The sequence below is a fragment of the Neisseria sp. KEM232 genome (assembly GCF_002237445.1).
Lineage (GTDB): Bacteria > Pseudomonadota > Gammaproteobacteria > Burkholderiales > Neisseriaceae > Neisseria.
This window is the reverse complement of sequence record NZ_CP022527.1, coordinates 451,093-465,167: the sequence shown is the minus strand read 5'-3', so window position 1 is coordinate 465,167 and position 14,075 is coordinate 451,093. Positions and strand designations below refer to the sequence as shown.

The 14,075-nt window shown below is 55.5% G+C and carries 12 protein-coding genes; 10 read left to right on the top strand and 2 right to left on the bottom strand.

Features of this window, described 5'->3' with window-relative positions:
* Positions 1-28: 28 nt before the first annotated feature.
* The 6 genes from map (at position 29) to CGZ77_RS02165 (ending at position 6,247) form a co-directional block, all read left to right on the top strand.
* The gene (map, locus tag CGZ77_RS02180) at positions 29-805 is read left to right on the top strand and encodes a type I methionyl aminopeptidase (protein ID WP_009426464.1); all 777 of its coding nucleotides are present in this window, start codon (positions 29-31) and stop codon (positions 803-805) included.
* A gap of 410 nt (positions 806-1,215) precedes the next feature.
* Entirely contained in the window at positions 1,216-1,509 is a 294-nt protein-coding gene (locus tag CGZ77_RS02175) for a DNA-binding transcriptional regulator (RefSeq protein ID WP_009426463.1), read from the top strand.
* A gap of 122 nt (positions 1,510-1,631) precedes the next feature.
* Complete coding sequence (locus tag CGZ77_RS02170; protein WP_009426462.1) at positions 1,632-4,460, top strand: valine--tRNA ligase; 2,829 nt, start codon at positions 1,632-1,634, stop codon at positions 4,458-4,460.
* A gap of 63 nt (positions 4,461-4,523) precedes the next feature.
* Positions 4,524-5,018 carry a hypothetical protein gene (locus CGZ77_RS11950; RefSeq protein WP_009426461.1) on the top strand — a complete coding sequence of 165 codons (495 nt, stop codon included), beginning with the start codon at positions 4,524-4,526 and terminating at the stop codon, positions 5,016-5,018.
* Positions 5,019-5,078: 60 nt separating this feature from the next.
* Positions 5,079-5,267 (top strand): hypothetical protein, encoded by a 189-nt coding sequence (locus tag CGZ77_RS11945; RefSeq protein ID WP_009426460.1) that lies wholly within the window; start codon positions 5,079-5,081, stop codon positions 5,265-5,267.
* A complete protein-coding gene (locus tag CGZ77_RS02165; protein ID WP_009426459.1) occupies positions 5,255-6,247 on the top strand; it encodes a virulence RhuM family protein in 993 nt (330 codons plus the stop codon). Before CGZ77_RS11945 ends, CGZ77_RS02165 begins: the two co-directional genes overlap by 13 nt.
* 165 nt (positions 6,248-6,412) lie before the next feature.
* Here the strand turns inward: CGZ77_RS02165 and CGZ77_RS02160 are convergent, their stop codons facing one another.
* Complete coding sequence (locus CGZ77_RS02160; RefSeq protein WP_009426458.1) at positions 6,413-6,859, bottom strand: hypothetical protein; 447 nt, start codon at positions 6,857-6,859, stop codon at positions 6,413-6,415.
* A 145-nt stretch (positions 6,860-7,004) separates the two neighbouring features.
* Between CGZ77_RS02160 and CGZ77_RS02155 the strand changes: the two genes are divergently transcribed.
* On the top strand, positions 7,005-7,637 hold the full coding sequence (locus CGZ77_RS02155; RefSeq protein ID WP_009426457.1) for a DUF4189 domain-containing protein: 633 nt from the start codon (positions 7,005-7,007) through the stop codon (positions 7,635-7,637).
* A gap of 134 nt (positions 7,638-7,771) precedes the next feature.
* Here CGZ77_RS02155 and grxB read toward each other — a convergent pair whose 3' ends face one another.
* Entirely contained in the window at positions 7,772-8,419 is a 648-nt protein-coding gene (gene grxB, locus CGZ77_RS02150) for a glutaredoxin 2 (RefSeq protein ID WP_009426456.1), read from the bottom strand.
* A 453-nt stretch (positions 8,420-8,872) separates the two neighbouring features.
* Here grxB and CGZ77_RS02145 point away from each other — a divergent pair, with 453 nt between their 5' ends.
* From CGZ77_RS02145 to dxs, 3 genes are all read left to right on the top strand, one after another.
* On the top strand, positions 8,873-9,229 hold the full coding sequence (locus CGZ77_RS02145; RefSeq protein WP_036496229.1) for a hypothetical protein: 357 nt from the start codon (positions 8,873-8,875) through the stop codon (positions 9,227-9,229).
* 249 nt (positions 9,230-9,478) lie between these two features.
* Positions 9,479-11,689, top strand: coding sequence for a bifunctional (p)ppGpp synthetase/guanosine-3',5'-bis(diphosphate) 3'-pyrophosphohydrolase (locus tag CGZ77_RS02140; protein ID WP_094030871.1), 2,211 nt, complete (start codon positions 9,479-9,481; stop codon positions 11,687-11,689).
* A gap of 283 nt (positions 11,690-11,972) precedes the next feature.
* Positions 11,973-13,865, top strand: coding sequence for a 1-deoxy-D-xylulose-5-phosphate synthase (gene dxs / locus CGZ77_RS02135; RefSeq protein WP_036496228.1), 1,893 nt, complete (start codon positions 11,973-11,975; stop codon positions 13,863-13,865).
* Positions 13,866-14,075 lie beyond the last annotated feature (210 nt).

Sequence of the window (14,075 nt, the reverse complement as noted above, 5' to 3'; positions counted from 1 at the left end):
TTATTGATTGATAAACGGCAAAACCGCTATGGCAGTAATCATCCACACCCCCGAAGAAATCGAAAAAATGCGCGAACTCGGCCGCCTGGCCGCCGAAGCGCTCGACTACATCGGCCAATTCGTCAAACCCGGCGTCACCACCAACGAAATCGACAAACTCATCTACGACTACCACGTCAACGTACAGGGCGGCTATCCCGCGCCGCTGAACTACGGCAACCCGCCGTATCCCAAATCCTGCTGCACATCCGTCAACAACGTTATCTGCCACGGCATCCCCAACGACAAACCGCTGAAAAACGGCGACATCGTCAATATCGACGTCACCATCAAAAAAGACGGCTTCCACGGCGATTCCAGCCGCATGTACGCCGTCGGCACGATTTCCCCCGTCGCCCGCCGACTGATCGACGTGACGCACGAAGCCATGATGGCGGGCATCGCCGAAGTCAAACCCGGTGCCACGCTCGGCGACGTCGGCCATGCCTGCCAGCAGGTGGCCGAAAACGCGGGCTATTCCGTGGTGCAGGAATTCTGCGGCCACGGCATCGGCCGCGAATTCCACTGCGAACCGCAGGTGCTGCACTACGGCCGCAAAGGACATGGGCTGGTGTTGAAACCCGGCATGATTTTCACCGTCGAACCGATGATCAACCAAGGCAAACGCCATCTGAAAATCCTGGCCGACGGCTGGACAGTGGTCACCAAAGACCGCTCGCTCTCCGCCCAGTGGGAACACGAGGTGCTGGTGACCGAAACAGGATACGAAATCCTCACCGTCAGCCCCGCAAGCGGCAAGCCGTAAGCCGCAGAGAAAACAAAACGTTAAGCAGTGTAAAAAAACAGAGCGCCGTGGTGGTATAGTCACACGGCGTTATTGTTTTTAAATTATACTGATTTGCGCCGTTTGTTCTAAAAAATAACCTTTTATTTTCGGCTCGGTTACTTTATACTACACACAAGATTCGGTTTGGTTCGGATAAGGTTTGTTTGTAATGATTAATTTCGGTATGGATAAGTATCGGAATTAAATGTTTTGGTTGGCATAGTCAGATAGATTTTAAATTTTGATTAAGTTGTTGAAAACAGGGTTTAAATCCGAATATCCCGTCTCTATAATTCCCACACGTGAAAATGGGTAGGAAACCGTCCCTCAGAGTCGGATTTCCGCACCGCATTAAGAAAAAAGTCTGTTATTTGTTAAGGAAGTTAAGAATGTCTACATTTCCCCAACTGTCAAACATCCGTGACATACGGAAAAAGCTCGGCCTGAATCAAAGCGAATTCTGGAGCAAAATCGGTGTTACCCAATCCGGCGGTTCCCGCTACGAATCCGGCCGTAATATGCCCAAGCCCGTGCGCGAGCTGCTGCGCCTGGTACACATCGAGCGCGTCGATTTGGAAAAAGTAAACGGTCGCGACTACCACCTGCTCAAACTGCTTAAAGAACAGGAAGCCGAAACCTACCACCGCCTGCTCAAACAACTCGAAAAAACAGAAAATCCCTGAAACAGCGATGTATCCACTTCCCAAACCCATATCCCCAAGCGCCGCGCCGCTTGGGGATTGCTTTTTTCAGACGGCCTTTGCGCTATAATCCGCTGTTTTCAAATCAATACAGAAACCTCCCCATGCTCGACAAATACTCCCCCTCTGACATCGAAAGCAAACACTACCAAAACTGGGAAAGCAAAGGCTATTTCGCCCCCGATATGGATTTGGCGAAACCCTCGTTTGCCATCCAGCTTCCCCCGCCCAACGTAACCGGCACGCTGCACATGGGGCACGCGTTTAACCAGACGATTATGGACGGCCTCACGCGCTACTACCGCATGAAAGGCCGCAACACCGCGTGGATTCCGGGCACCGACCACGCGGGCATTGCCACGCAGATTGTGGTGGAGCGCCAGCTTGCCGCCGAAGGCGTGTCGCGCCACGATTTGGGGCGTGAAAAATTCTTGGAAAAAGTGTGGGCGTGGAAAAACCTCTCCGGCGGCACGATTACGCAGCAGATGCGCCGCGTCGGCTGCTCGGCAGACTGGCAGCGCGAGTATTTCACGATGGACGACGTGCGCGCCGAGACGGTTACCGAAGTATTCGTGCGCCTGTTTGAGCAGAGCTTGATTTATCGCGGCAAGCGGCTGGTGAACTGGGACCCGGTGCTGGGTACGGCGGTATCCGATTTGGAAGTGGAAAGCGTGGAAGAAGACGGCTCGATGTGGCATATCCGCTATCCGCTCGCCGACGGTTCAGACGGCCTTATCGTCGCCACCACCCGCCCCGAAACCATGCTGGGCGACGTGGCGGTAGCGGTGCACCCCGAAGACGAACGCTACGCGCGTTTTATCGGCAAAGAGCTGGTATTGCCGCTCACCGGCCGCACCATCCCCGTGATTGCCGACGAATACGTGGAAAAAGATTTCGGCACAGGCTGCGTGAAAATCACCCCCGCGCACGATTTCAACGACTACGAAGTAGGCAAACGCCACGACACCAAACTGGTAAACGTGTTTGATTTAAAAGCAAAAATCCTGAGCGATGCCGAAGTGTTCAACTACAAAGGCGAAGCGCAACCGGGTTTCAGGCTGCCTGAACAATACGCAGGCTTGGACCGCTTTGCCGCGCGCAAACAAATCGTGGCCGACCTGAAAGAACAGGGCTTTTTGCAGGAAATCAAACCGCACAAGCTGATGACGCCCAAAGGCGACCGTACAGGCTCAGTGATTGAACCGATGCTGACCAGCCAATGGTTTGTCGCCATGAATGCCAAGCCGCAGGGCATCGAGCCGAACAGCGAATACCGCGGCCTGAGTTTGGCGGAAAAGGCGAAAAAGGCGGTGGACAGCGGCGCGGTACGCTTCATCCCCGAAAACTGGGTCAATACCTATAACCAATGGATGAACAACATCCAAGACTGGTGCATCTCGCGCCAACTTTGGTGGGGGCACCAAATCCCCGCGTGGTATGACGAAAACGGCAATTACTACGTTGCCCGCAGCGAAGAAGACGCGCAAAAACAGGCAGACAGCCTGAAACTCACCCGCGACGAAGACGTATTGGATACATGGTTCTCCTCCGCCCTCGTGCCCTTCTCCACGCTCGGCTGGCCGTCTGAAACGCCCGAACTCAAAGCCTTTCTGCCCAGCAATGTCTTGGTAACGGGCTACGAAATCATCTTCTTCTGGGTGGCCCGCATGATTATGATGACCACGCATTTCACCGGCAAAGTGCCGTTTAAAGACGTGTACATCCACGGCATCGTGCGCGACCACGAAGGCAAAAAAATGTCCAAATCCGAAGGCAACGTCATCGACCCCGTCGATTTGATTGACGGCATCGACTTGGAAAAACTGCTTATCAAACGCACTACCGGCCTGCGCAAGCCCGAAACCGCCCCCGCCGTGAAAAAAACCACCGAAAAACTGTTCCCCGAAGGCATCCCCGCCATGGGGGCAGACGCATTGCGTTTCACCATGGCCAGCTACGCCAGCCTCGGCCGCAGCGTAAACTTCGACTTCAAACGCGCCGAAGGCTACCGCAACTTTTGCAATAAATTGTGGAACGCCACCAACTTCGTGTTGATGAACACCGAAAACCAAGACTGCGGCCAAGACGAAATGCAGCCATTGGCGTTTACCTTTGCCGACCAATGGATTATCGGCAAACTGCAACAAGCCGAAGCCGCCGTTGCCGAAGCCTTTGAAACCTACCGCTTCGACTTGGCCGCGCAAACGCTATACGAATTCGTGTGGAACGAATACTGCGACTGGTACATCGAGCTTGCCAAAGTGCAAATCCAAACCGGCTGCCCCACCACCCAACGCACCACCCGCCGCACCCTCGTGCGCGTACTCGAAGCCATCCTGCGCCTCTTGCACCCCATCATGCCCTTTATCACCGAAGAACTCTGGCAAACCGTCGCCCCGCTGGCCAACGCCAAACACAGCGACAGCATCATGCTCGCCGCCTACCCCGAAGCCGACCCGGAGAAAATCGTCTCCGCCGCCTTTGACAAAATGGCCAGTCTGAAAGATTTGGCCGACGAAGTGCGCAAACTGCGCGGCGAAATGGGCATCGCGCCAAACGTTAAAGCCCCGCTGTTTGTCGAAGGCGGCAGCGACTTGGCCGACTGCCTCGAATACCTGCCCGCCCTCACCCGCCTCACCGAAGCCAAGCTGGTGGACAAACTGCCCGAAGCCGAAGACGCCCCCGTCGCCGTCTGCAACGGCGCACGCCTGATGCTCAAAGTGGAAATTGACAAAGCCGCCGAAACCGCGCGTTTGACCAAAGAAGCCGAAAAACTGCAAAAGGCTTTGGACAAGCTGAACGCCAAACTCTCCAAACCCGGCTACACCGACAAAGCCCCCGCGCATCTGGTGGAGAAGGATAGGGCGGATTTGGCGGAGTTGGTGGATAAGATGGGGAAAGTGGAAGGGCAGTTGACGAGGTTGAAAGGGTAGCTGCTTAAAAATAACAATATGGTATAATCAACTTTCAAGAATTTAAGACAGAAAGAAATAATTATGTACGACAATGAATCTCGTGATGGATATGATTACTATAGGGATCAATTTCTCCAAGATAAGTATTTAGAAGCGAATAATAACATGGAGAGATTGGAGTATGGATTTATTATGAAAATACTAGGCATATCCAAAGATGAAGTTACTGATATGTCTGATTACAGAAAGAGAAGAGTATCTTTCTTAGAGAAAGATTATTGTGAATACTATAAAGACGTAGTGCATTATGGATTATACAAAATAGATTATTTTGAGCAACTAAGATTTGATAGAATAGGCTTTAAAACAAATCATCCGAATTTTAGTCTAGATGATTTCATTATGTTGCTTAATCAATATCTGGAAGATTCGTATCATATAACAATAGAAGATGAGATAATTGAAGTTAATATTAAAAATTTTCATGATGAATATGAACCTGAAGATTGTAGCTATTGTAGTGGTTCAGGCTTTGTTGATGGGGATCCATGCCCTGAATGTTATGGGCATGGATAACCCAATTAAACAAGCATAGGTTGGGTCAAGACCCAACAAAACTGTTAAATCATCTGTTTTGTGTTAGATTTTCAACCCAAGTTACCAAAAGGCCGTCTGAAACTGCTCTTTCAGACGGCCTCCCTGTTTTCAGGCTGCCTCGCCGCTGGGATACAGCTAAAATACCATCGGCAACTCCACAACCCCAAGCAGCCTGAAACCGTCCCTACTTTCAGGCTGCCGCAAACGGAATTCCTATGGACAACCTAATCATCTACAACACCGACGACGGCCAAAGCCATGTTTCCCTGCTGGTGTCCGACGGCGAAGCTTGGCTCACGCAAAACCAGCTTGCCGAACTTTTTAGCACCTCTGTGCCCAATATCGCTACGCATATTAAAAACATATTGGAAGACAAAGAGTTGAACGAGGTTTCAGTTATTAAGGATTTCTTAATAACTGCCCAAGACGGCAAGCAGTATCAGGTCAAGCATTACGCGCTGGATATGATTCTGGCAGTCGGTTTCCGCGTCCGCAGCCCGCGCGGGGTGCAGTTCCGCCGTTGGGCAAATACGCAGCTTCGCGCTTATTTGGACAAGGGTTTTGTGTTGGATAAAGAACGGCTGAAAAACCCGCAGGGGCGAACAGATTATTTTGACGAACTGCTGGCGGAAATCCGCGAAATCCGTGCCAGCGAAGCACGGTTTTATCAGAAAGTGCGCGATTTGTTCGCCCTATCCAGCGACTACGACAAAACCGATAAGGCGGCGCAGATGTTTTTTGCCGAAACGCAAAACAAGCTGATTTTCGCCGTTACCCGCCAAACGGCGGCCGAACTGGTCTGCACCCGCGCCGATGCCGCGCTGCCGAATATGGGCTTGACCTCATGGAAAGGGAGGATAGTGCGTAAAGGCGATATTGTGGTGGCGAAAAACTATCTGTCTGCCGACGAGTTGGACACGCTCAACCGTTTGGTGATGATTTTCTTGGAAAGCGCGGAACTGCGCGTGAAAAACCGCCAAGACCTGACGCTGGATTTCTGGCGCGGCAATGTGGATAGTCTGATTGGTTTCAACGGTTTCCCCGTATTGCAAGACAAAGGCGGCCGCACGCACCGCCAAATGGAGCTGTTCGCCCAAGAACAATACGCGCTGTTTAACCAGGCACGCAAAGCTGCCAAACTGGCCGCCGACGAAACCGAAGACTTGCGCGAACTGGAAAACTGGCAGGCGGAATTGGAAAAACGCTAAACAACGGTTGGCAACGGTTGGCGCAAGCCGAGCTCGGTTGTTGGAAAATATTGGTTCTGACAACCCAAGCAGCCTGAAAACAAAAAAAGCCGTCTGAAACCCTTTTCAGACGGCCTTTTAAAATCCCAACCATACTTTCAGGCTGCTTTTAGCCTGAGGCAAAACCTACCGCACCCGCGACCGATGCTCGCTTTCTTTGTAATCGCGGATAACGTGGTTGGTGTCGGTAATGAAATAGCGGTAGCGGGTGAAATTGGTTACGCCGCGCTCGTAGTAATCGGTGCGATCGCCATTGCTGTGGTAGCCGCTGCCGAGATAATGGGTCGATTCGCTGTTTTGGCTGACATCCGTCCAGGTGTAAATGTAGCCTTCCTGCCCTTTGAGTTTGCCTTCCTGGATAATTCCGTGCTGGATATCGTCGGCCTTGCCGAATTCCGCATACGCCGAAACAATGTGCTTGCCTTTGAAACGCGCGCCGGCCACGCCCCTGCGCGCCGCGTTGATTGCGCCGTACGGCGAGATGTCGGCATTCATAATTTTGTCCACCCTTTCGCAACCGGCAAGCGTCAGCACGGCAGCGGCCAATAATAAAGCGGATTTTGGTGACAACATAATTTCCCTTAGCAAAAATAAAATCAACGGACGCTCAAGCCGCGCATTATAAGGCTGCGGAGGCGAAAGCGATATGAACCTTGTATAATCGCGTGCCGCACGGCGATACCTGTTTTGACCATTATTATCTGAAAGGAGTTGTATCTTGTTGAACAAAAAACACCTGCTGGCGGCCGGTGCGCTCAGCCTGCTGTTGTCCGGCTGCCAGGGCTCGCTTGCTTACGAACTGATGCAGGCTGCCAGAGGCAGCAACGGCCCCTCTGCAGACCAAGTGCAAAATATGATGCCCATTGTGGAAGACATGGAAAAACTGCCGTCCGCCGCAGAATTGTCCAAGCGTAAAATGCGGCCGCGCAAATGGGGCGCATATGCCGCTTCCCCTGAGATAAAAATGATATGGGTAACCGATAAAGCCTATGACACCCCCGAAGCCGCTTCGGCAGATGCAGTAAAACAATGCCGTCAAAACGGTGGCAAAAACTGCCAAACCTATATTATTTACAGCAACTTGTGTTTTGCCATGTCGCAAGGCTATAAAGGCAAGCCCATGAACGACATGGGCTACGGCCCCACCGGCGAGTTTGCCAAAAAAGTAGCGGTTGCTTCCTGCAAACACCACGGCGGCACAAACTGCATACCCGTCCCCGGTGCGCCAGCTTCATGCGCCACACCATGCAATCTGATGACCGATCCGACCTGCCGCTACGAAGACCCCGCATATATCTTCCCCAATAAAAACGGCGGCAGAATGCAGAAAATGCCTTCGTTTATCCGCTAGCACGGGCGACTAAGGAAAGCCGTATCGTTATGAGTGCCGTTTTGGGCGGGTAGCCCGATGTGCTTACAGTTTGAACAGAAAGGCCGTCTGAAACCTGTTTTCAGACGGCCTTTAACTTTGTCGGAGTTGCGCTTTCAGACGGCCTTGTCCGCCAGCAGCGGCACACCGCTCAAAGCCGACATCCGGCGGACATAGTCGGCCGTTTTCGGCGGCATCTGCAAGCCGCGCACGATGGTGAGGTTGCGCAGAATCGGAAAAACGATGATGTCTTCCATGCCCAAAACGCCGCCCAGCGCTTCGGGCGAAACCACAAGCGCTTCCAGCTCGGCCAAATCGCCGGCAAGCTGCGCCAAAAGCCCTTCGGTTTTTTCGAGGTTGGCGGCAAAGCTGCCGATCAGCTTTTCCTTGCGCTCGGTGAAATAATCGATTGCCGACTGCGTGGCAAACTCGGGCAAACCCGCCAGCACGTCGCGCGGCTGGATAAGCTTGTTGGAGTATTGGGTGACCCTGTCGAACCAAGCTTGGATTTCGGGGCGGATGTCTTCTTTCAGACGGCCTTTTCCTGCCGTTTCATCGATGTGGCGCACGATATCGAGGCTTTCGCCCATAAACGAACCGTCGTCTTTTTCCAGAATCGGCAGCTGCTTCGCGCCTATCATCGCAATGGGCGCGGCTTCGTCGTCGTTTAACAAAACGGCCTCTTCAACCGGCAGGCCGCGCAAGCCGAAAATCATGCGCGCGCGGACGCAGAACGGGCAGTGGTCGTAAATATAAAGCTTCATCGCATCTCCTTTTTGTCTGACAGATTGATCGGATAAACCGGCCGCAAACCCCGCAAAGGGTGCGGCAGAATCATACCGACAAATCCGGATAAATGCCAAAGTGTTGTTTCAAATGACGAATTAACCATTTTTTACAAAAATAAATGTCTAAAATTTAATCAATTCTTGATGGTTGTTTTTTATAGAATATTTTTCGCCAAACCGACAATCGGTAGATTTTCAGGATAAATGGTAAGGTACCGCACAGGCAGTTTGCCTGCCTGTGCGGTTTACTTAATTAAAACGCAGGCATATACTGCGCACAACTTTACCGCCGCACACACAAGCGCGGTAATCGTCGCCGGGCGGTCCGGTATAAAAACCACATCACATTATCGAAACAAACGGAATATGCCGGCTTCGCCGATAGAGCTGCCGGTTCCTCTTACTAACTTGTTATCTTTGGAGTTTATTATGAATTACGATAAAGCGGTATCGGAAATGTTGAATGTTGACGGCGCACTGGCTGCCGCCGTTGTGGATTTCGAAAGCGGCATGATGCTGGCCGGCGGCGGTTCGCCCTCAATCGACTTGGAAATCGCTGCTGCGGGTAACACCGAAGTGGTGAGCGCCAAAATGAAAACCATGAAAATGCTCGGCATCAACGACGTAATCGAAGACATCCTGATCACCTTGGGCAAACAGTACCACCTGATCCGCCCGCTGAAAAAACACGAAGGCCTGTTCCTGTACTCCGTACTGGATCACTCCAAATCCAACTTGGCTTTGGCCCGCCGTTCGCTGATCGAAGTAGAACGCAACCTGAGCTAATCGCAATCCGCCAGAAAAAGCGGCCGGTTTTTCCGGCCGCTTTTGTTATGCCTGCCGTTTGTAAAGCGGACAGGGTGGCAGGGTTCGTGTCCGCACTATGCCGCCCGTGTTCTTTCAGAAACGCCATTCCCGCGCAGGCGGAAACGGCTGATAAACGCTGCTTCTTGATATCGGTTTTTGCGCCTTATCGGCACGGCGGCATTGGGCTACAATGCGCCGTCTTTTTCCTGATCGGATTCGGAGCGCATTATGGTTGACGCAACTTCCCTGCCTGACGCATCAGACGGTTTTCAGACGGCCAAACAATGGCTCGAACAGTATGCCGCCGCGCAACCCGAGGCGGAAGCCGCCATGCTGCGGCAGGCGCTGGCGGCAGCGCAGAAAGCCTATCCTGCCGATGCCGCCACGCCGATGGGCGAGCCGCTGCTGCCGCATCTTTTGAAAGCGGCGCGGCTGGTGGCGGAAATCGACCTGCTGCCCGAAGCCGTTGCCGCCACCGTGCTGGCCGACATTTCGTCCTACCGCGAAGGCTGGTATGAGGCCGTTGCCGAAACCTGCGGCAAAACCGTGGCCGATCTGGTGCGTGGCATCGACGAAGTGCAGAAGCTTACCCACTTCGCCCGCGTCGACAACCTGAACACGCCCGAAGAGCGCGCCGAGCAGGCGGAAACCATGCGGAAAATGCTGCTGGCGATGGTGTCGGACATCCGCGTCGTGATTGTCAAACTCGCCCTGCGCACGCAAACCCTGCACTTTCTCGGCAGCGTGCCCGACAGCCCCGAAAAACGCGCATTGGCCAAAGAAACGCTGGATATTTTCGCGCCGCTGGCCAACCGCTTGGGCGTGTGGCAGCTCAAATGGCAGCTCGAAGATTTGGGTTTCCGCCACCAAAATCCCGAAAAATACCGCGAAATCGCCAAGCTGCTCGACGAAAAACGCACCGAGCGCCTCGAATATATCGAAAGCTTCCTCAACACCCTGCGCGGCGAACTCGACAAATACGGCATCCGCTACGACGTGGCCGGCCGGCCGAAGCACATCTATTCCATCTACAAAAAAATGGTAAAGAAAAAGCTCGGTTTCGACGGGCTGTACGACATCCGCGCCGTGCGGATTCTGGTGGATACCGTGCCCGAGTGCTACACCACCCTCGGCATCGTCCACAGCCTGTGGCAGCCCATCCCCGGCGAGTTCGACGACTACATCGCCAACCCCAAAGGCAACGGCTACCAATCGCTGCACACCGTGATTGTCGGCCCGGAAGACAAAGGCGTGGAAGTGCAAATCCGCACCTTTGAAATGCACCGCTTCAACGAATTCGGCGTGGCCGCGCACTGGCGGTACAAAGAAGGCGGCAAAGGCGACAGCGCGTACGAGCAGAAAATCGCCTGGCTGCGCCAACTGCTCGACTGGCGCGAAAACATGGCCGAAAGCGGCAAAGAAGACCTCGCCGCCGCCTTCAAAACCGAGCTGTTCAACGACACCATTTACGTCCTCACGCCGCACGGTAAAGTGCTGTCGCTGCCCGTCGGCGCGACGCCCATCGACTTTGCCTATGCCCTGCACAGCAGCATCGGCGACCGCTGCCGCGGCGCAAAAGTCGAAGGCCAGATTGTGCCGCTGTCCACCCCGCTGGAAAACGGCCAGCGCGTCGAAATCATCACCGCCAAAGAAGGCGAGCCCTCGGTAAACTGGCTCTACGAAGGCTGGGTCAAATCGCACAAAGCCATCGGCAAAATCCGCGCCTACATCCGCCGCCAAAACGCCGAAGCCGTGCGCGAAAACGGCAAACAGCAGCTGGAAAAAATCCTCGCCAAAATCCCCTTCAAGCCTAATTTGCAGCAGCTTTGCGACAAACTGGGCTTTGGCAAAACGGAAGACCTCTACACCGCCGTCGGCCAGGGCGAAATCACGCCGCGCGCCGTACAGAAGGCCGCGGGCGCATTGAACGAGCCGCCGCCCGCGCCCGTGAGCGAAAGCAGCATCGTCAAACAGTCGAAAATCAAAAGCAGCCAGTCCGGCGGCGTTCTGATCGACGGCGAAGGCGGCCTGATGACCGTGCTGGCCAAATGCTGCAAACCCGCGCCGCCCGACGACATCACCGGCTTTGTCACACGCGGACGCGGCATTTCCGTCCACCGCAGCAGCTGCCCCGCGCTGCAAAACCTTGCCCGCCAGTCGCCCGACAAAATGCTGCCCGCCGCATGGAACGGCGCCGAGAGCGGACAGGTGTTCGCCGTCGACATCGAGATCCGCGCGCAAGACCGCTCCGGCCTCTTGCGCGACGTGTCCGACAACCTAGCCCGTCACAAAATCAACGTCACCGGCGTGCAAACCCAGTCGCGCGATCTCGAAGCCAGCATGCGGTTTACGCTGGAAATCCGCCAAGTCGGCGACTTGCCGCGCGTCTTGGTCGGCCTGAGCGAAATCAAAGGCGTGCTGTCCGTCACCCGTTTGTAGCCGCTTGGACAGAGGCCGTCTGAAAGCACAGCTTCGGCGCAGCCAAAACGGGTTTTCACTTTGTCGAAGTGTTTTCAGACGGCCTTTATCCCTGTGCCGCTTTGTCGGAACGTGCGGCTGCCGCCGCGCAAAGAGGCCGTCTGAAAGGAAAAAACCGCTTTCAGACGGCCTTTTGCCATATCGTCCGCCCCGCCTGTTGCTATATAATCCGCCGCGCCGAAACACAAAGGCCGTCTGAAAACCCGTTTTCAGACGGCCTGTTAAAATCAAGATAAAGAACACCATGAGCCAAACGCCCCTACTGGACAACGTCGCCCTGCCGCAAGACCTGCGCCTGCTCGCCCCCGCCGAGCTGCCGCAGCTGTGCGGCGAAATCCGCGCCTTCCTGCTCGAATCCGTCGGCAAAACCGGCGGCCACTTCGCCAGCAACCTCGGCGCGGTCGAACTCACCGTCGCCCTGCATTACGTTTACGACACGCCGAACGACCATCTGGTTTGGGACGTCGGCCACCAAAGCTATCCCCACAAAATTCTCACCGGCCGCAAAAACCGCATGGACACCATGCGCCAGTTCGGCGGCCTCGCCGGTTTCCCCAAACGCAGCGAAAGCGAATACGACGACTTCGGCGTCGGTCACTCCTCCACCTCCATCGGCGCCGCACTGGGCATGGCCGTGGCCGACAAACTCGCCGGGCGCAGCGCCCGCAGCGTCGCCATTATCGGCGACGGCGCAATGACCGCCGGACAAGCCTTCGAAGCCCTCAACTGCGCGGGCGACATGGCCGACACCGACCTGCTCGTCATCCTCAACGACAACGAAATGTCCATCTCGCCCAACGTCGGCGCCCTGCCCAAATACCTCGCCCGCAACGTCATGCGCGACATGCACGGCCTGCTCAGCACCATCAAAGCCCGCTCCGACAAAGTGCTCGGCAAACTCCCCGCCGTCAAAGAAATCGCGCAAAAAGCCGAAGAAACCATCAAATCGCTGGCGGGCGAGAGCGAACACATCAAACAATCCCTCTCCCTGTTTGAAAACTTCGGCTTCGCCTACACCGGCCCCGTCGACGGCCACAACGTCGGCAAACTCGTCGAAACCCTGTCCGAGCTGCGGCGCAGAAAAGGCCCTCAGCTCTTGCACGTCGTCACCAAAAAAGGCCAGGGCTACAAACTCGCCGAAAACGACCCCGTCAAATACCACGCCATCGGCAAAACCCCAGCCCCCGCCGAAGCCGCCGCCCCCGCGCCCGCCGCGCGTCCCACCTACACCGAAATCTTCGGCCGCTGGCTGTGCGACCAGGCCGAAGCCGATCCCCGCCTCGCCGCCATCACCCCCGCCATGCGCGAAGGCAGCGGCCTCGTCGAATTTGCCCGACGCTTTCCCGAACGCTATTTCGACGTCGGCATCGCCGAACAGCACGCCGTCACCTTCGCCGCCGGCCTCGCCTGCGAAGGAGTCAAACCCGTCGTCGCCATCTACTCCACCTTTTTGCAGCGCGGCTACGACCAACTCGTGCACGACGTCGCCCTGCAAAACCTGCCCGTGCTCTTTGCCATCGACCGCGCCGGCATCGTCGGCGCCGACGGCCCCACCCACGCCGGCGCCTACGACCTCAGCTTCCTGCGCTGCATTCCCAACATGACCGTCGCCGCCCCCAGCGACGAAAACGAATGCCGCCTGTTGCTCTCCACCTGCTACGCGCTGGACACCCCCGCCGCCGTGCGCTACCCGCGCGGCACAGGCTGCGGCGCACAAGTTTCAGACGGCCTCGACACCGTGCCCGTCGGCAAAGGTATCATCCGCCGACAGGGCAAATGCATCGCCGTCCTCGCCTTCGGCAGCATGGTTGCCCCCGCCCTAGAAGCCGCCGAAACACTGGACGCCACCGTCGCCGACATGCGTTTCGTCAAACCGCTCGACAAAGAACTCGTCCTGCAACTGGCCGACAGCCACGATTATCTCGTCTGCGCCGAAGAAAACGCCGTTTGCGGCGGAGCGGGCAGTGCCGTCCTCGAAATGCTCGCCGCCGAAGGCCGTCTGAAACCCGTCCTCCTTATCGGCATCCCCGACACCGTTACCGACCACGGCGACCCCAAACTCCTGCTCGACAAACTCGGCCTCAGCGCAGAGCGGCTCGCCGAACGCATCGCCGCCTTCGCCCGAGAGGCCGTCTGAAAACCGGAAAACCGTGCCGCATTTGCCGTTTCAGACGGCCTCAATCTGTGGAGGCCGTCTGAAACGGCAAAGCCCGAACCCGTCATCAAAGAAAACGGCATAAGCCGCATACTGGGCAAAATCATCGCAAGTCAAATCTCCGCCCGACACAGCCGTTCCGTATCTGCCGCCCTACGACGAATGCGGTTTGCGGCGGCAGATTTTGCGGTG